Genomic DNA, 17,628 nt, shown 5'->3' with positions numbered 1-17,628 from the left:
GGCATCGCCGGGGGCCGCGACAGCGCCGGCCCGAGGACCGGTCACTCCTGAACGTCTTGCGCTATGTCCTGCCCGATGTCCTGGGTGGTGCGGCACAGCAACAGGCAGATGTCGTCGTCGTGTTCGGAGTCGTGCAGCATCGGCTTCAGCACCGAGTCGGCCGCCGCGTCCAGATCCTCCAGCTCCAGCTCGCCGAGCGCGCCCATCGCCTGGGCCAGCCGGTCGATGCCCGCGTCGATCCCCGCGGACCGCCGCTCCACCAGACCGTCCGTGTACAGCGCGAGAGTGGAACCCGCCGGCAACTCGACGGTGTACTCCTCGTACTCGTACGGCATCGGCACCCCCAGCATGATCCCGGGTCTGGCGTCCAGCACCCGTACCTCGCCCCCGGGGCCGCGCGCGAGCGCGGGCGGATGCCCGGCCGCCGCCCAGACCACCCCGGGCTCGCCGGGGGTGAACCGGGCGATCGCACACGTCGCGTACAGCTCCGGCTCCTGATGGCGCAGCATCCGGTGCAGCAGGGTCAGGATCCGAGCCGGTCCGTTGCCCTCGACGGCGTAGGCGCGCAGCGCGGTGCGCAGTTGGCCCATGATGACCGCCGCGCGCAGCCCGTGACCCGTGACGTCGCCTATCACCGTCAGCACACTGCCGTCGGGCTGCGGGAACGCGTCGTACCAGTCACCGCCGATGTTCAGCCCGTACGTCGCCGGCAGGTAGCGGGCGGCCAGCGCGAGACCCGCGGTGTCGGGCAGCTCGGTGAGCTGGGCCCGCTGGAGGGCCTCGGCGACGTCCCGGTGCTGCTCGTAGGCCCGGGCGTTGTCCAGGGCGATACCCGCGCGCCGGGCCAGTTCCAGCAGCATGACGGTGGTGTCCGCGTCGAAGCGGTCGCCCGGCGCGGACAGTGTCAGCACGCCCCGCACGGTGCGCGCGCCGAGCGGCAGGCACAGCAGCGGCCGGTCCGGGGACAGCGGCGAGGCCGGCAGGTCGTCCACGCCCGGCAGCCCGCCGGGGTGGGCGCCGGCGTGCTGCGGGCGGCCGGTACGGGCCGCGGTCACCGTGGCCGCCGCCCGCTCGCCCGGCGGGGCCTCCTCGTCGTCCACGAACCAGGTGTCGACGTGCCGGGCGTACTCCGGGACCAGCAGTCCGGGCAGCCGGCGCAGGATGTCCTCGTGGTCCAGGGAGGCGTTGAGGGCCGCGCTGGCATCGGCCAGGAAGGTCAGCAGCCGACGGGCGTTCTCCGCCTCCGCGCGTGCCGCCCGCTCGGCCTCCAGGTACTCACGCTGCGCCAGCGCCGCGGCCTCCAGCTCGGCGTGCAGCGCCAGGACGCCCTGGTTGGTCTGGTGCAGCTCCTCCCGGTGGAAGCGGACCAGTCCCTCCGCCTCGTCCAGGTGCGCCAGCAGACCGGCGGCGGCCTCGTCGGCGTCCAGCAGTGCCTCGGCGAGCACGATGTCACCCGGCCCGGGCAGCGGCCCGGCCACGGACTCGGGGCAGGCGAGGGTGTGCTGCCAGGGCTCCGGCCCGTCGAGCACGAACCGCAGCGTCCCGCCCGTCCCGGCAGCCCCGGACGGCTCGGCGGTCACTCACCGTCAGCTCCGCGGGCCCCACACCGAGGCCGCCGCGCAGCCGGGTGCCGAGCGCGGCCAGGAACCGCGCGCGGTCGAGCGCGGGCACGCCCGCGTCGGCGGTGAGCCGTGCGAGCAGGGCACGGACGCGGGCCGCGTCGGCGGCGGAGGCGATGGTCCAGGCGTCAGAGTCGGCTGTCATGAGGGTCGTTCCGGCGGTCGGGGGCCAGTACGGCCACACTGGTGTCGTCGCGTGCGGGGCGGGCGGGACTGCCCGCTTCCCGCAGGATCGCCGCCGCCACCACCGACGGGTCGTGGGCGAGCAGCCGGGGATCCTCCGGCGGCGTCCAGCGGCTGGGCAGCCCGTCACTGTGCACCACGAGCAGACTGTCCCGGCGCCACGGCAGCCGGCGCACGGGGACGTGCGCCGGGAAGTACGCCCCGACGATCCCCGGCTGGGCGACGTGCGACGCCCAGCCGTCCCCGGTACGCACCCGGGCGGCGACGTTCCCGACGCCGGCGAGGGACAGTTCCGCACGGTCCGTGTCCACCTGTGCCACCGTGACCGCCGGGCCCCGGGTCGGCCGCAGCGCCACGTGCAGCCGGCGCAGGATCTCCGCCGGCGGCAGGTGCGCGGCGCGGCGTAGTTCCGCCTTCGCCGCCGTGGACGCGTGGGCGGCCTTCGGACCGTGCCCGAGACCGTCGGCGAGCAACAGGGTCACCAGGCCGCCGGAGCGCACCCAGCCCCAGGCGTCACCGCACACGTCCGCCTGGGAGAGCGCGGTCGTGATCCCGCCCGCCGGCACCGGCGGGACCGCGGTCCCGCCGGTGCCGGGCTCCGGGTCGATCCGGGCCGTCGCCACCGTCCCACGGCCCGGCAGGCTGTACAGATGGAACGCGTTCGCGCTGCGCAGACAGCTCCCCAGGCCCGCGCCGAGCGAGCCGGCGGCGGTGGAGCAGCCGTCCCGCAGGACTGTCTCGGCGTCCGCGAAGCCCGGCCCGTGGTCGAGCGAGAACACCTGGACCGACGTGCCCGCGCCGGCCGGCGACGCCACGAGGTTCACCACCATCTGCCCGCCGCCCGCGTGCCTGAGCAGGTTGGTGGCCAGCTCGGTGGCGACCAGCTCCGAGGCGGCGGTGCGCGCCGGGTCGAGGCCCGCCTCCGCGCACGCCTCCTGAGCCGCGGTCCGGGCGTCCCGGACCCGCGTGGAGTCGTGCACCGGGACCTCCCACACCCGGCTCATCCCAGCACCGGACGTGACGCGGGAACCTGGGCCACCCAGGCGACGGCCGTGACGGTCGTGCCCCGGCCGGGTTCGGTGTCGACGCTGAACTCCTGCACGAGCCGCTTCGCTCCGCTCAGTCCGAGTCCCAGACCGCCGCCGGAGGTGTAGCCGTCGGTCATGGCCAGTTCCAGGTCGCGGATGCCGGGACCGCTGTCGATGAAACGCATCCGCAGCCCGCGGCTCCGGCCGTTGTCCAGGGGCGTGATCTCCACCCGTCCGCCACCACCGTGCACCAGCGTGTTGCGGGCCAGCTCGCTCGCCGCAGTGACCAGCTTGGTCTGCTGCACCAGACCGAAACCGAGCTGCGCCGCGCACTGCCGCACCTCCTGACGGACCCAGGCCAGATCCGCGTCCGAGCCGATGGGCAGACTCGTCGCGGGCGCCTGGCCGGACACCTGCATCAGCTCCTCCCCTGGGACAGCAGTTCCATGGCACGGTCGACGTCCAGGGCGGTGACCAGTCCGGGCAGCGCGAGCCCCAGCTCGACCAGGGTGATCGCCACGGCGGGCCGCATGCCGGCGAGCACCGTACGGGCCGCCAGCAGCCGGGCCGTGGAGGCGATCTCCGCGAGCACCCGCCCCAGGAACGAGTCGACGATGTCCACACCGGAGATGTCGAGCACCACGCCGGTCACCCGGCTCGTGGCGATGCGGCTGGTGATCTCGTGCTGGAGCTGTTCGGCCATGCCGTCGTGCAGCTCGCCCTGCAGGGAGACGAGCAGGACGTCGCCCAGAGCGAGCACCGGGACCTGGGGGGAGTGAAGGGGAGTGGGCTGGCTCACCGGGCGCTCGCACCCGCGTCCGCACGGGACACCTCTATGCCCTGCCGGCCCAGCGCGTACGCGAGCGCGTCGGACAGCGAGGCCCGGGTGAGTACCGAGCCGAGGTCGATGCCGAGCTGCACGATGGTCTGCGCGATGGCCGGGCGGATCCCGGAGACGATGCATTCGGCACCCATCAGGCGTGCCGCGGCGACCGTCTTCATCAGGTGCTGCGCGACGAGCGAGTCGACGGTCGGCACCCCGGTGATGTCGAGGATGGCGTACCGGGCGCGCTGGTCGACGATGGCCTCCAGCAGCGACTCCATCACCACCTGGCTGCGCGCACTGTCCAGCGTCCCGATCAGCGGTACGGCGACCGTGCCCTCCCACAGTTTGATGACCGGGGTGGCCACTTCGAGCAACTGCTGCCGCTGCCGCTCGATCAGCTCCGCGTTCGCGTCCAGCGCCGTCTCCAGCACCACCAGGCGCAGCGTCCCCATCAGCAGGGTCAGCGCCAGCACACTCTCCTGGACGTGCGGGGCGGCGGGGTCGGTGAACTCCTCGCGCAGCAGCTCGACCGCGGGTGCGCGCAGCGCGGCGACCTCGTCGGCGATCTGCGCCGGGGTCGATCCGGTACGCGTCCGGGTGTGCGTCATCCGGCCCAACTGGTCGCGCACCGCCGCGCACCCGGGCGCCTCGATGTCCTCCAGCCGACCGCTGACGGCCACCTCGGACAGCGCGTCCACCACGGCCCTGCACGCCTCGACCGCCTCGTCGCGGGAGACGGTGAAGACCGAGCGGAACAAAGGGGCGTCGGCCCAGCGCTGGGCGATCCGCTCCCTGCGCCGTTCCAGGAAGGCGCTCACCACCTGCGGCGCCGATCCGGCCACGTCCTGCTCCGGCACTCTCATGCTCTCCTCTCGCACAGTCAGGTGCCGACGCCGGTCGGCCGGCTCCCCTGAGCCGCTCATCGCCGACCGCCCACCGTAGCCCTCGGTGTCCGACCTGGCCAAACCCTCGGGCGGCCACAGGACCACGTTCCCCTCCGCACCGGAAGCGGCGGTACCGGGACGTCGTTCCGGCCGCCGTCACGCCGTCGCTCAGGGCGCCGGCGATCGTTCCCCCGCCCCCGTCACCGGCCGGGAACGGGAGCGGTGACCGGGGCGCGCCCCGGCACGCGACGGCACAAACCGGCGGTGGGCGGAGGCGGCGGCGGACGAGCCGGCGTCCGGCCCCCGGCTCACCCCGGTGTGTTTCCCGCGCACGTCGACACGGCTCCTTCCGTGTGATCGAGCGGTACCGGCGCGTCGGTGTGTACCGCCGGGCCGATGTCGGGTGCCGCCTACCCCGGAACCCGCCGGGCTCTCCTCGCTGTTGCCGACGTCACCCACGCGTGCGACCGGCTCCCGGCCGCCCGCAGGGGACCAGCGCGGAGGAACAGGACGACTCGCCGAGCACCGGCCCCGAATGCCGACCCCGGCCGGCGACGCCGTCAGTCACGCCCCGGCACCGCCGCCTCCCGGCAGACCGGTACCGTCTCCGGACGCGGTCCGGACAGGGAACACCGCCTCCGGCTGTCCTGCCGGCACCGCTTCCGGCTCCGGCGACGGGATCGTCTGCGGGCGCCGGGCCGGCCGGCGGCGCAGCAGCAGCCGTCTCGCCGGGCGCTCCACCCCCTCGTACAGCGTCCAGGAAAGGGCCAGCGCCACGGCGAACGCGGCCGTGGTGACGGCCGTACCGGTCAGGACGCCGAAGCGCGGCTTCGTACCCAGCACGCTCGTGGCGGCCCGCAGCACCAGCAGATGGATCATGTAGAAGGCGAACGACAGCTCCCCGAGCCGCACCATCCGCCGGTGGCGCCACAGGGACGGCAGCCCGTGCAGGTCCGCGACGGCCGCCGCGGGGATCAGCAGGGCGAACCCGGCGATGGTGCACACGGTGGCGGAGTAGCCGGGTGTCACCTGCGGGACGAGGAAGTAGCCGATGACCGCGAGGGCGAGCGACGCCTCCAGCCCCGGCCCGCGCCAGCGGCCGAGCAGCACCAGCCGCGCGGTGACCGCGCCGAGCACGAACTCGGGCAGCCGCGCGGCGGGCAACGAGTAGACCGACCGGTCCCACCAGTGGTGGGCCTCCGCCCAGGCCAGCACCATGACCGCGGCCACCGACAGTCCGCCCAGCGCGGTCGAGCCGCGTGCGCCGAGCCGGCGCAGCAGCGAGATCAGCGCCGGGAAGGCGGCGTAGAAGAACGCCTCGCAGGCCAGGGACCAGCTGACCGGGTTCAGGGTCTGCCACCACGGGCGCCACCAGGAGTGCAGCAGCAGCGCGTTCGCGAGGGTCTGGTGCGCGGTCGGCCTTGCCTGGTGCGTCAGCGTGTGGGCCATGACCAACGCGACGGCGAGGGTGACCAGGTGCACCGGGTAGACACGGGCGATACGCCGCCGCCAGAAGGCGAGGGCGCGGTCGCGGGGCCGGGCCGACCAGGTCAGTACGAATCCGGACAGCAGGAAGAAGAACGACACTCCGGAGGCGCCGGCGCCGAACCCCCAGGACACCAGGCGGCCACCGGTACCGCCGAAGTAGCCGAAATTGTGCACATGCAGTCCGAACACCAGCAGCGCCGCCATCCAGCGCAGGCCGGTGAGCGAGGGCAGGGAGGGCTGCACGGCCGGTGAGGAGAGCCGGACGGTCGGGGCGCCGCTACTGGCGGGTGGCGTCCGGGTCGTCGCCGTGGTCATCGCATCACCTGCCGCAGGGAATTCGCGTGGGGCATGAAAGGGACCTTTGCCCGTCCACCCCCCGCCCATCACGCCGCATGCCGAACTTCACACGGCTGCCGAACGACCGGCCACCGTGCGGGCCAGGGCCGGCGGGACCGGCCGCACCCACGGGAGGGAGAACACCCATCGCGGTGTCGGGCGCCTGTCGGGGTGTCAGGCGCTCACCGGGGTGTCGGGCCGGCCGTGGGCTCGGGCGCTGAGCGTGGGCCCGGGCCGGCCGTGGGCTCGGGCGCTCACTGCGGTGGCGGACGCCCATTGCGCTGTCGGGCGTTCGCCGTCGTGGCGGGCGCTCGCCGAGAGGCCGGGTGCTCGCCGCGGTCGCGGGCGTCGCCGGACTTTGGCTTCCCGCGCTTCCGTGAAAGCTGCCGCGCAGTCGGTCCACCCGCGTCAGCCGCCGCGCAGTCGGTCCCCCCGCGCGGCGGCCGGCCGCAGGGAAACCGGCCGTCGCGCTGAGCGATCTGACCAGCCGGCCCGCCGCCCAGGCAGCGCGACGCGGGCCGCCGTCACGCGCAGGCCGGGTTCTCGGACGTCCCGCGCGAGGGCGCCGGCTCACCCGTTCGGAGGACCGTGGCCGGGAGGCGACGTTCCGGTGCCGGTACACGGCCAGAATTGCATCGTTCGTTTTCTTGAATCTCTCGTGTTTATGCCGGTAGGTTCAGTGCCATGACCGCCTCCCCGGCCCCGACCACCGCCGGACAACTCCGCGGTGCTGGCCTGCGCGTGACGGCGGCCCGCGTCGCGCTGCTGGAGACCGTCCGGGACGGCGACCACCTCGGCGTCGAGGCGATCGCCTCCGGAGTCCGCGAGCGCGTTGGCCACATCTCTCTGCAAGCCGTCTACGAGGCTCTGCACGCGCTGACGGCCGCGGGTCTCGTGCGCCGGATCGAGCCGGCCGGCCATCCGGCCCGGTTCGAAGGGCGCGTGGGTGACAACCACCACCACATCGTGTGCCGGTCGTGCGGCGCCGTCGCCGACGTCGACTGCGCCGTCGGCGACGCGCCCTGCCTGACCGCCTCGGACGACCGCGGCTTCGCCATCGACGAGGCCGAGGTCGTGTACTGGGGCACCTGCCCCGACTGTTCCACCGGCCGCAGTTCCTGAGCACCACGTTCCGCACAGTTCGGAAGGATTGCCATGACTGAGAACCACGACGCGATCGTCACAGACGCGAAGGCGGACGGGGCGGGCGGCGGTTGCCCCGTCGCCCATGACCGTGCCCTGCACCCGACCCAGGGCGGAGGCAACCGTCAGTGGTGGCCGGAGCGGCTCAACCTGAAGATACTTGCCAAGAACCCGGCCGTGGCGAACCCGCTCGGTGAGGATTTCGATTACGCCGAGGCGTTCCGTGCTCTGGACCTCCCGGCCGTGAAGCGGGACATCGAGGAGGTGCTCACCACCTCCCAGGACTGGTGGCCGGCCGACTTCGGTCACTACGGCCCCCTGATGGTCCGTATGGCGTGGCACAGCGCGGGCACCTACCGCATCAGCGACGGCCGCGGCGGTGCCGGCGCCGGCCAGCAGCGCTTCGCCCCGCTGAACAGCTGGCCCGACAACGTCAACCTTGACAAGAAGGCCCGCCGCCTGCTGTGGCCGGTGAAGAAGAAGTACGGTCAGCGGATCTCGTGGGCCGACCTGTTGATCCTCGCCGGCAATGTGGCCCTGGAGTCCATGGGCTTCGAGACCTTCGGCTTCGGCGGCGGCCGTGAGGACGTGTGGGAGCCGGAGGAGGACGTCTACTGGGGTCCGGAGGCCACCTGGCTGGACGACAAGCGCTACACCGGCGACCGTGAGCTGGAGAACCCGCTCGGCGCCGTCCAGATGGGCCTCATCTACGTCAACCCCGAGGGCCCGAACGGCAATCCGGACCCGCTCGCCGCGGCCCGCGACATCCGCGAGACGTTCGCCCGGATGGCGATGAACGACGAGGAGACCGTCGCCCTGATAGCCGGCGGCCACACCTTCGGCAAGACCCACGGCGCCGGCCCCGCCGACCACGTCGGTGCCGACGTCGAGGCCGCCGGTTTCGAGGAGCAGGGCCTGGGCTGGCGGAACAGCTACGGCACCGGCAAGGGCGCCGACACCATCACCTCCGGTCTGGAGGTCACCTGGACCGCCACGCCGACCCGGTGGAGCAACGGCTTCTTCGACAACCTCTTCGGCTACGAGTGGGAGCTGACCGAGTCCCCGGCCGGCGCCAAGCAGTGGCGGCCCAAGGACGGCGCGGGCGAGGGCACGGTCCCGGACGCCCACGACCCGTCGAAGAGGATCGCCCCGGCGATGCTCACCACCGACCTCGCGCTGCGCCTCGACCCGGTGTACGAGCCCATCTCCCGCCGCTTCCACGAGAACCCGCAGGAGTTCGCGGACGCCTTCGCCCGCGCCTGGTACAAGCTCACGCACCGTGACCTGGGCCCGAAGTCGCTGTACCTCGGCCCGGAGGTCCCACAGGAGACCCTGCTGTGGCAGGACCCGCTGCCCGAGCGCGAGGGCGAGTTGATCGACGACGCGGACATCGCGGCCCTGAAGACCAAGCTGCTCGACTCGGGTCTCAGCGTCTCCCGGCTGGTCACCACCGCGTGGGCGTCCGCGTCGACCTTCCGCGGCAGCGACAAGCGCGGTGGCGCCAACGGCGCCCGCATCCGGCTGGCCCCGCAGCGCGGCTGGGAGGTCAACGACCCCGACCAGCTCGCCCAGGTGCTGCGCGCCCTCGAGGGCATCCAGCAGGAGTTCAACGCCTCCTCCGGGGCCCGCAAGGTGTCCCTGGCCGACCTCATCGTCCTCGGCGGTGTCGCCGCCGTGGAGAAGGCCGCCGAGGAAGGCGGCTTCCAGGTCCAGGTGCCCTTCACCCCGGGCCGCGTGGACGCCACCGAGGAGCACACCGACGCCGAGTCCTTCGAGGCGCTGGAGCCGACCGCGGACGGCTTCCGCAACTACCTCGGCAAGGGCAACCGGCTGCCGGCCGAGTTCCTCCTGCTCGACAAGGCGAACCTGCTCGACCTCAGCGCCCCCGAGCTGACCGTCCTCGTCGGCGGCCTGCGCGTCCTCGGCGCCAACCACCAGCAGTCGCAGCTCGGCGTCCTCACCCACACGCCCGGCGTCCTCACCAACGACTTCTTCGTCAACCTGCTCGACCTGGGGACGACGTGGAAGGCGACCTCCGAGGACCAGACCACGTTCGAGGGCCGTGACGCGGGCACGGGCGAGCTGAGGTGGGCCGGCAGCCGCGCCGACCTCGTCTTCGGCTCCAACTCCGAACTGCGCGCCCTCGCCGAGGTCTACGCGAGCGACGACGCGAAGGAGAAGTTCGTCAAGGACTTCGTCGCCGCCTGGGACAAGGTCATGAACGCGGACCGGTTCGACCTCGTCTGACCCCCGGATCCTCTGGCCCGCCGGCCGACGCGTCCGGGTCCGCCCCACGGGGCGGGCCCGGACGTTTTTCCGCTTCCGGGCGGTCAAGTCCGGTTCCCGCCGCCGGGCCGCCGGCGGCCGAGCACCGCCGCACCGCCCGCGCGTACGGTCGTCCGGGGGGATCGGTTCAGGCGCTCTGATGGAACTCCCGCAACCGGTCGGTCCCGGGAACGGGCGCGTCCCGGACAACGGCGCCGCGGTCGTCACTTCCGCCGGTCGGTGGGCGCGGGGCCGGCGGTGGGCGGGGGCGTCCCCTCGGCGGCGGCCCAGGCCGCGAGGAGCTGGATCCTGTCGTGGTCGGGCGTGTGGGGCGGGGCGCTGTAGGCGGTGAGGGTCAGACCGGGCTGGGCGGGCAGTTCCATGGCGTCGAAGTCGAGGGTGATCTCGCCGACGGCGGGATGGCGGAAGGCCTTGCGGCCGGTGTGGTGCAGCCGGACGTCGTGTTTGGCCCAGGCGGTGCGGAATTCGTCGCTACGGGTGACCAGTTCACCGATCAGGCCGGTCAGGTCGCTGTCACCGGGGGCGCGGCCCGCTTCGGTGCGCAGCAGGGACACGGTGGTGTTCACGGCCTCCTCCCAGCGGGGGAAGAACTCGCGCCCGGCCGGGTCGAGGAACTGGAAACGGGCCATGTTGACCGGCTCTCGGACCGCGCCGGCGTGCAGCGGACTGTACAGGGCGCGGCCGAGGGGGTTGGTGGCGAGGACGTCCAGGCGGCCGTTGCGGATGAAGGCCGGGCAGTCGCTCATGGAGTTCCGTACGCGCAGCACGCTGTCGGGCAGCGGCCCGCGGGGACGCCTGGTGCGGCGGTGGGGGCGTTCGGCGGCGGCGCGGGCCAGGTCGTGGAGGTGGGCGCGTTCGGCGTCGTCCAGTCGAAGGGTGCCGGCGACGGCGTCGAGGACCTCCTCGGACGCTCCGGCCAGCCGGCCGCGCTCCAGGCGTACGTAGTAGTCGATGCTGACGCCGGTGAGCAGGGCGACTTCCTCGCGGCGCAGGCCGGGCACGCGCCGGTTGCCGCGGCAGGCGGGCAGCCCCGCCTGCCGCGGGTGATCTTGGCGCGGCGGGAGGCCAGGAACTCGCGGACGTCACTCTCGGTACGCACGCTTCCGGGCTAAGTCGGACGGCGCACCGGTGGGGGGCCCTGTCAGTACCTGTAACGGCAGACCCTTCTTCGCTTCTCTGTCCTGCGGTTTCCTCGATCCCGGCGCCTGCTGGGGGCGACCGGGGACCCGGCGGTTCCCGCCTCCCGTAGGTGCCGGACCACCGGCCCGGCCACACAGTGGCACAAGGGGCCACCCGCCGTCCGTCCGAGGAGTTGTGCCATGCCGAAGCAGTCCGCGCCCCAGGAACTCGCGGAGATCGCGCCCAAGCTCGTCGAGATCACCGACGACGTGCTGTTCGCTGACGTCTGGGAGCGTCCCGGTCTCTCGCCGCGGGACCGCAGTCTCGTCACGGTCAGCGTGCTGGCCGCCCTCTACCGCGGCGAGCAGCTCGGTTACCACCTCGGTGTCGCGCTGGACAACGGGCTGAGCGTCGAGGAGTTGTCCGAGGCCATCACCCACCTGGCTTTCTACGCGGGCTGGCCCAACGCCATGACCGCGATCACCCGGCTCAAGCAGATCGCCGACGAGCGCACCACCGTCTGACCCGTTCCACCACCCCCCCACTCCCGAAGAGAGACACCATGGAATTCGTCAAGCAGCAGGCCACGGTCAAGGCTCCCGCCGACTGGTTCACCGGCGACGTCTGGTTCGACGTGATCCACGCCGGCCAGGAACCGTCCCGGATGCGTGCCAACATGGTCCGCTTCTCCCCGGGCGCCCGCACGAACTGGCACTCCCACGCGCTGGGCCAGACCCTGCACATCGTCTCCGGCATCGCGCTGATCGGCACCCGCGACGGGACCGTCTTCGCAGCGCACCCCGGCCAGACGGTCACCTGCCCCCCGGACGAGGAGCACTGGCACGGCGCCACCCCCGACCGCTTCATGGAACACATCGCGCTGTGGGAGGGCAAGGGCGACGGCGGCGAGGAGACCACCTGGCGGGAACCGGTCACCGACGAGGAGTACTCCGCGGCGTCGGCCGGACTCGGCAACTGACCGCGAGTCCCTCGTCTATTCACATGTATGAATAAGGATCACGTACGCGGCTATTGACGCGTGCGTCGACTCCTCCCTAGCGTCGGGAAGTCCCAGAGGGAAAGCGCTTTCCGGTGGCCTTCACCATGCCATGACCGGCCGTCGGGTTCACCCCCCTGGACACCCGCATCCGCACCGCCGAGCCCGAACCGCTAGGAGACAAGCCGATGCAACTCAGATCCGCCCTGGCGTGCGCAGGTCTGCTCGCCGGCACGCTCGTCGCGCTGTCCGGCACCACCGCCCAGGCCGCCACCACCCGTTACGAAGCCGAGAGTTCCCCCGCGGTGTGCACCGGCACCGTGGACTCCAACTGGGCCGGATTCTCCGGCGCCGGCTTCTGCAACGGCACCAACGCCTCGGGCGCGTACGCCCAGTTCACGGTGAACGCCACCAGTGCCGGCACCGCGACCCTCGGTGTCCGGTTCGCCAACGGGACGGCCGCCGCCCGGTCCGCGACGGTCGCGGTCAACGGGACGGCGGCCACCACGGTGCCGTTCGAGACCACCGGCGCCTGGAGCACCTGGGCGACCAAGACGCTCACCGTGCCGGTCAAGGCCGGCGCCAACACCATCCGCCTCAGCCCCACCGCCGCCGACGGTCTGCCCAACCTCGACTACCTCGACGCCGCCGTGTCCGCGACGCCGGCCGGCACCGTGCTCTACGTGTCGCCGAGCGGCAGCGACGGCGCGGCCGGCACGGAATCGGCCCCGACCACGCTCACCTCCGCCATCAGCCGCATCACGCCCGGCGGCACGATCTACCTGCGCGGAGGGACGTACACCCCGTCCGCCACGGTCACCATCCCGGCCGGCGCCGACGGCACCTCCGGTGCCCGCACCACCCTGTCGGCCTACCCGGGCGAGAAGCCCGTACTGAACTTCTCGGCGCAGAGCGAGAGTCCGGCCAACCGGGGAATCCAGCTGAACGCCTCCTACTGGCGCCTGTACGGCCTGACCGTCGAGCACGCCGGGGACAACGGAATCTTCGTCGGCGGCAGCAACAACGTCGTCGAGCACGTGGTGACCGCCTACAACCGCGACACCGGCCTGCAACTGGGCCGTATGTCCTCCACCACCCCCAACTCCCAGTGGCCGTCGAACAACCTGATCGTCAGTTCCGAGTCGCACGACAACGCGGACTCCGACGGCGAGGACGCCGACGGTTTCGCCGCGAAGCTGACCACCGGCACCGGGAACGTCTTCCGTTACGACGTCTCGCACAACAACATCGACGACGGCTGGGACCTGTACACCAAGACGGACACCGGCGCCATCGGCCCGGTGACCATCGAGTACAGCCTGTCCTACGGCAACGGCACCCTGAGCGACGGCACGGTCAACTCCAACGGCGACCGCAACGGCTACAAGCTGGGCGGCGACGACATCGCGGTGAACCACGTGGTCCGGCACAACATCGCCTACAGGAACGGCCACCACGGATTCACCTACAACAGCAACCCCGGCACGATGGCGGTGTCCGACAACGTCGGCATCGACAACGCCGAGCGCAACTTCTCGTTCGACAAGGGCACTTCGGTGTTCCGTACGGACACGTCGTGCCGCTTCGCCGGCAGCGGCTCCAACGACAAGACCGTCGGTGACGCCGACAGCTCCAACCAGTTCTGGACCGGCACCAACGGTTCCCGCTGCTCCGCGTACGCGGGCGCGCTCGGCTGGTCCTTCGCCTCGGACGGTCATCTCGTGGTGACGTTCGGCGGCGGCGTCGTGACGCCGTAGCCGGTGCACGGCGGACGATGACACGCGGGACGCCGCCCCGGGCGGCGTCCCGTTCCCCGTCCCCGGGGAGGCGCGCTCAGCCGAGGGGATCGTCCGCGGTCACCGGATGCGCCTCCAGCTCCGGCGCGGCCAGCAGGTCGGCGATCAGTGCGGGCGAACCGCCGACATAGGTGCTGACCAGGTCCACGTCACCGCCCAGACACCAGGCGCGGTCCTGCGGCCACCACAGGTCCGGAAGACAGGCGAACACGTCCAGGGACGACGGGGAGACGACGTCGGCCAGCGGGCCTGCCAGCAGGACCTCCGCGCGGCCCGGGGTCTCGAATTTCGGGAACCGGTCGAAGTCCCAGTGGCCGTACCCCTCCCACAGCCCGAACCAGCACCGCTCCGTGGTCCCGGTGTGCCGGGCCAGGACGGGCAGCAGTGCCCGGGCGACGTCCGGCGGGGTCGGCCCCTCCTCGGGGTGTTCGTCCCACACGCCGGGCATGCCGTATTCGGAGGCGTTGACGTACTCCTCGTCCATTCCGATGACCTCGTGCCAGCGGGTGCGCGGCGCCACCCGGGTCCCATGGGCGGCGGCCACCGTCGACCAGCGCACCGGCCGTCCGTCGAGACCGGCCGGGTGCAGGATGCGCGCGTAGGCGGCGAAACCCGGTGCGGCGACGGCCGCCACCGTGCCGAAGGCGCCCTGAACGGACCCGCGTTCGCCGAGCCAGTCGGCGGGGGAGAGGTCGTCGGTCCGTACGCGCAGGCGTCCGTACACGTCCGGGGCGGGTTCCCGGTGGACCGGGCGGAAGTCGTACACCCGCACAGTGTGCCGTGGCCGCGCCCGGAGGGGGCAGGCCGGGGCAGGCCGGGGCGGGCGCCCCGGCCTGCCCCGTCCCTCAGGACTCCGCCGACGGCTCGTCGCTGCCGTAGGGGCGGGTGATGATCTCCATGCCGTGTCCGGCCGGATCGTGGAAGTACAGGCCCCGGCCGCCGTGGTGGTGGTTGATCTCGCCCGGCTGCTTCCCGTGCGGGTCGGCGTAGTAGGTGATCCCGGCCTGCCGGATACGGGCGAAGGCCGCGTCGAACTCCTCGTCGGAAAGGAGGAAGGCGTAGTGCTGCATGACGATCGACTCCGCCGGGACGGTGGCGAAGTCCAGGGTGACCCCGTTGCTCGTGGACACGGGAACGAACGGGCCCCACTCGGCCCCGGCCTCCAGGCCCAGGATGCGGGCCAGGAACGCGGCCGACTCCCGCTTGTCCCGGGCGTGGACGATGGTGTGGTTCAACTCGACTGACATGGGTGGAATGCCTCCGCAAGGCAATCTCACGGGCACCTCCATGCCTCACCCGGCCGGTGACCGGCACGCGATGCCGTACGGCGATCCTAAGGGCCTGCCCTCGGCGGCCCAACGGGGTTATGAGCCAGGCTCGCCGCGCGCGGTTGTCACGCACCGTGACGGTCACCTCGTACGGCCGGCCGCCGTCGCGGACCCGCGCGGCCGACGCCCGCAGTACGTGGGAGGGGGGTGCCCCGAGCGGGGCCGGCCGTCCCAGGAAGCCGGAACGCGGCTCCGGTTCCGGCGGAGGGAAGCCGGGTTTCCCAGTACCGCCAGTAACATGATCACCTTGTTCCGGGTGTACCAGTCAGTCAACTTCGCGCCGTCCGCGGACCGCGCCCCTGCCCGGAGATGTCGATGTCTACTGCCAACGACGCGTTGGAAAACGCGCGCCTCACCTACGAGCAGCACCTGCAGACGTGCCGCCAGTGCCACGCCGACGCCGCTCTCTGCGCCGTGGCGAAGCACCTCCTGCGGCTCTACAACCTCGCCCGCCGGGACCGGCTGCGCGCCACCGGGCAGCACACCCCGACGGCCTGACCGGCAGGAAGCGCTTTTCACCCGCCGCAACGAGGGAACCCGGTCGCCTGTCCCGTCCGCCTAAGACGCAGGAGGCCACTGTGACGGACCAGCCCGGTGACCGGCCCGATCCGGTCACGCAGCACCCGCGCCCCGACTTCCCCGACCAGGACCAGCCGCACCCCGGCTGGACCGGCCCCATGGACCCGCCGCCCGACCACGGCGAGGACTCCTACCGCGGCACCGGCCGTCTCGAGGGCCTCAGGACCGTGATCACGGGCGGGGACTCCGGCATCGGACGCGCGGTGGCGCTCGCCTTCGCCCGCGAGGGCGCCGACGTGCTGTTCACGCATCTCGACGTGGAGGAGGAGGACGCCCGCGAGACGTCCCAACTGGTGGAGGACGCGGGACGCAAGGCGGTCGCCGTGTCCTGCGACATCCGCGAGGAGGACAACTGCCGCTCACTGATCGAGCGGGCGGTCGGCGAGTTCGGCCGTATCGACGTCCTCGTGAACAACGCCGCCTACCAGATGGGCCAGCCGGACGGCATCGAGGCGATCAGCACCGAGCAGTTCGACCGGGTGATGCGGACCAACCTGTACGGGATGTTCTGGCTCACCAAGTTCGCCCTGCCGCACATCCCGGCCGGCGGCTGTGTCATCAACACCACGTCCGTGCAGGCGTACCAGCCCAGCCCGCACCTGCTCGACTACGCGATGACCAAGGGCGCGATCGTCACCTTCACCCACGGACTGGCGCAGATGCTCGCCGAGCGCGGCATCCGGGTCAACGCGGTCGCGCCGGGACCGGTGTGGACGCCGCTCATCCCCGCCACCCTGCCGGACACGGCGGAGTTCGGGAAGCAGAGCCCGCTCGGCCGCCCCGCCCAGCCCGCCGAACTGGCCCCCGCCTACGTGTACCTGGCCTCGCCCCAGGCGAGCTACATCACCGCGGAGGTCCTGAACGCGACGGGCGGCACCCCGCTGCCCTGACCCCGCCCATCCGCTGCCGCCGGGAGCGGTCAGCCGGCCCGGAAGGGCGGCTCGGCCAGGAGTTCCAGCAGCCACCTGGCGCTCTGCGCCGCTCCCGGACCGGCCCCGGACGCGCCGGGGAACATCCGGCCCCAGGCCGCCGCCCGGCTCAGCACACTCAGCCGCCAGGCCAGCGCCGCCGCCCGCCGCAGCCCCGCCGCCGTACGGCCGTGACCCGTCCAGGGCTCCAGATACGCGTCGAGCAGCCGGGGCAGCACCTGCGGGCCGTAGCGGTCGCAGGCCCGCTCGGCGGTGACGCGCAGACTGCAGAACGGGTGGGAGACGGCGGCGTCGCCCCAGTCGAAGAAGGTGTAGCGGCCCGGGGCCGGCCGGAACACCTGCCCGTCGTGCAGGTCAGCGTGGTCGAGGCTGTCCGCGACGCCGAGCGAGGCGAGTTCGGCACACCAGTCCACGAGGCGCGGCCGGAGCCCCTCCAGCCGGGCACGTTCCTCCGGGCCCAGCACGCGGTCCCCGGCGAGCAGGTCGTCGAACACCTCCGGCAGACCGGGTGTCCGGGCGGCCGGCACGCCCAGCCGCTCGAGGGCGTGCGCGTGCGGAACCAGGGCGTGCTGCATGCTGGCGTACTGGCCCAGCAGGTCCTCCCAGGCGCGCGGTCCGACGGCCTCCCGGGCGAGCACGGTCCGGAACAGGTCGCCTCCGTCGGGCAGCAGCGACCAGCCGCGCCCGGCGTCGACGGCCAGGGGCCGCAGCACGTGCGCCGGCACCCAGCGGGCCAGGGCGGCGGTCAGCGGCCCCTCGAACGCGCCGGCCGGCGGGCTCGCCTTGAACCAGACCGCCGGCCGCCCCGCGACGGGCACCCGGATCAGCACGGACCACGGTCGCAGCCGCACCTGAAGGCCGCCGGCGGCCCGCAGTCCGTGCGCGGCGAGCCCCTCGGTCACCCAGCCGAGGGCCGCGGCACGCCAGGCCTCCTGCTCCCAGGGGGTCACCGCGTCCTGGTGCTGCCCGCGGTCGACGGTGGTCGTGGTGTCCTCGCGCATCGTCCCATCCCATCACCACCGCCGACGGCCCGGCCAGCGGTTTTGCCGTACACCGGCGCCCGGGGGCGGGCAGGGCCGGCGCGGTG

The 17,628-nt window shown here is 72.9% G+C and carries 15 protein-coding genes and 2 pseudogenes; 7 read left to right on the top strand and 10 right to left on the bottom strand.

What is annotated here, in order from left to right; genetic code table 11:
• Window positions 1–41: 41 nt before the first annotated feature.
• The 6 genes and pseudogenes from D9753_RS02185 to D9753_RS02160 form a co-directional block, all read right to left on the bottom strand.
• A pseudogene (locus D9753_RS02185) lies at window positions 42–1,764 on the bottom strand (PP2C family protein-serine/threonine phosphatase).
• Window positions 1,748–2,806 (bottom strand): ATP-binding SpoIIE family protein phosphatase, encoded by a 1,059-nt coding sequence (locus tag D9753_RS02180; protein WP_205614032.1) that lies wholly within the window; start codon window positions 2,804–2,806, stop codon window positions 1,748–1,750. Before D9753_RS02180 ends, D9753_RS02185 begins: the two are co-directional and overlap by 17 nt.
• Window positions 2,803–3,249: an anti-sigma regulatory factor gene (locus D9753_RS02175; protein WP_121785467.1), complete on the bottom strand. Its 447-nt coding sequence runs from the start codon at window positions 3,247–3,249 to the stop codon at window positions 2,803–2,805. The genes D9753_RS02180 and D9753_RS02175 overlap by 4 nt, the downstream gene beginning before the upstream one ends.
• A complete protein-coding gene (locus tag D9753_RS02170) occupies window positions 3,249–3,629 on the bottom strand; it encodes an STAS domain-containing protein (RefSeq protein ID WP_121785466.1) in 381 nt (126 codons plus the stop codon). The genes D9753_RS02175 and D9753_RS02170 overlap by 1 nt, the downstream gene beginning before the upstream one ends.
• Complete coding sequence (locus D9753_RS02165) at window positions 3,626–4,519, bottom strand: STAS domain-containing protein (RefSeq protein ID WP_163010593.1); 894 nt, start codon at window positions 4,517–4,519, stop codon at window positions 3,626–3,628. The genes D9753_RS02170 and D9753_RS02165 overlap by 4 nt, the downstream gene beginning before the upstream one ends.
• Window positions 4,520–5,104: 585 nt before the next feature.
• Window positions 5,105–6,343, bottom strand: coding sequence for an acyltransferase family protein (locus D9753_RS02160; RefSeq protein ID WP_121785464.1), 1,239 nt, complete (start codon window positions 6,341–6,343; stop codon window positions 5,105–5,107).
• A 705-nt stretch (window positions 6,344–7,048) separates the two neighbouring features.
• On the opposite strand from D9753_RS02160, the gene D9753_RS02155 reads away from it, so the two are divergent.
• The gene (locus D9753_RS02155; RefSeq protein WP_121785463.1) at window positions 7,049–7,486 is read left to right on the top strand and encodes a Fur family transcriptional regulator; all 438 of its coding nucleotides are present in this window, start codon (window positions 7,049–7,051) and stop codon (window positions 7,484–7,486) included.
• A gap of 33 nt (window positions 7,487–7,519) precedes the next feature.
• Window positions 7,520–9,754: a catalase/peroxidase HPI gene (gene katG / locus D9753_RS02150; protein ID WP_121785462.1), complete on the top strand. Its 2,235-nt coding sequence runs from the start codon at window positions 7,520–7,522 to the stop codon at window positions 9,752–9,754.
• 242 nt (window positions 9,755–9,996) lie between these two features.
• Here katG and D9753_RS02145 read toward each other — a convergent pair.
• A pseudogene (locus tag D9753_RS02145) lies at window positions 9,997–10,892 on the bottom strand (helix-turn-helix transcriptional regulator).
• Window positions 10,893–11,112: 220 nt separating this feature from the next.
• Here D9753_RS02145 and D9753_RS02140 point away from each other — a divergent pair.
• The 3 genes from D9753_RS02140 to D9753_RS02130 all read left to right on the top strand — a co-directional run bounded on the left by D9753_RS02140 (window position 11,113) and on the right by D9753_RS02130 (window position 13,666).
• Window positions 11,113–11,436, top strand: coding sequence for a carboxymuconolactone decarboxylase family protein (locus D9753_RS02140; RefSeq protein WP_121785461.1), 324 nt, complete (start codon window positions 11,113–11,115; stop codon window positions 11,434–11,436).
• Between the two features lie 38 nt (window positions 11,437–11,474).
• Entirely contained in the window at window positions 11,475–11,891 is a 417-nt protein-coding gene (locus D9753_RS02135) for a (R)-mandelonitrile lyase (protein WP_121785460.1), read from the top strand.
• Between the two features lie 206 nt (window positions 11,892–12,097).
• A complete protein-coding gene (locus D9753_RS02130) occupies window positions 12,098–13,666 on the top strand; it encodes a carbohydrate-binding protein (protein ID WP_121785459.1) in 1,569 nt (522 codons plus the stop codon).
• A 76-nt stretch (window positions 13,667–13,742) separates the two neighbouring features.
• Here the strand turns inward: D9753_RS02130 and D9753_RS02125 are convergent, their stop codons facing one another.
• Complete coding sequence (locus tag D9753_RS02125) at window positions 13,743–14,471, bottom strand: hypothetical protein (RefSeq protein ID WP_240468004.1); 729 nt, start codon at window positions 14,469–14,471, stop codon at window positions 13,743–13,745.
• Window positions 14,472–14,550: 79 nt separating this feature from the next.
• Window positions 14,551–14,952: a VOC family protein gene (locus D9753_RS02120; protein ID WP_121785457.1), complete on the bottom strand. Its 402-nt coding sequence runs from the start codon at window positions 14,950–14,952 to the stop codon at window positions 14,551–14,553.
• Between the two features lie 396 nt (window positions 14,953–15,348).
• Between D9753_RS02120 and D9753_RS02115 the strand changes: the two genes are divergently transcribed.
• Both D9753_RS02115 and D9753_RS02110 read left to right on the top strand, forming a co-directional pair.
• Window positions 15,349–15,531, top strand: coding sequence for a hypothetical protein (locus D9753_RS02115; RefSeq protein ID WP_121785456.1), 183 nt, complete (start codon window positions 15,349–15,351; stop codon window positions 15,529–15,531).
• A gap of 80 nt (window positions 15,532–15,611) precedes the next feature.
• Window positions 15,612–16,502, top strand: coding sequence for an SDR family oxidoreductase (locus D9753_RS02110; protein WP_121785455.1), 891 nt, complete (start codon window positions 15,612–15,614; stop codon window positions 16,500–16,502).
• Window positions 16,503–16,531: 29 nt separating this feature from the next.
• Here the strand turns inward: D9753_RS02110 and D9753_RS02105 are convergent, their stop codons facing one another.
• Window positions 16,532–17,542: a phosphotransferase gene (locus tag D9753_RS02105; RefSeq protein WP_121785454.1), complete on the bottom strand. Its 1,011-nt coding sequence runs from the start codon at window positions 17,540–17,542 to the stop codon at window positions 16,532–16,534.
• Between the last annotated feature and the right edge of the window lie 86 nt (window positions 17,543–17,628).

The organism is Streptomyces dangxiongensis, assembly GCF_003675325.1.
GTDB lineage: Bacteria > Actinomycetota > Actinomycetes > Streptomycetales > Streptomycetaceae > Streptomyces > Streptomyces dangxiongensis.
This window is presented reverse-complemented; position numbering and strand designations above follow the sequence as displayed.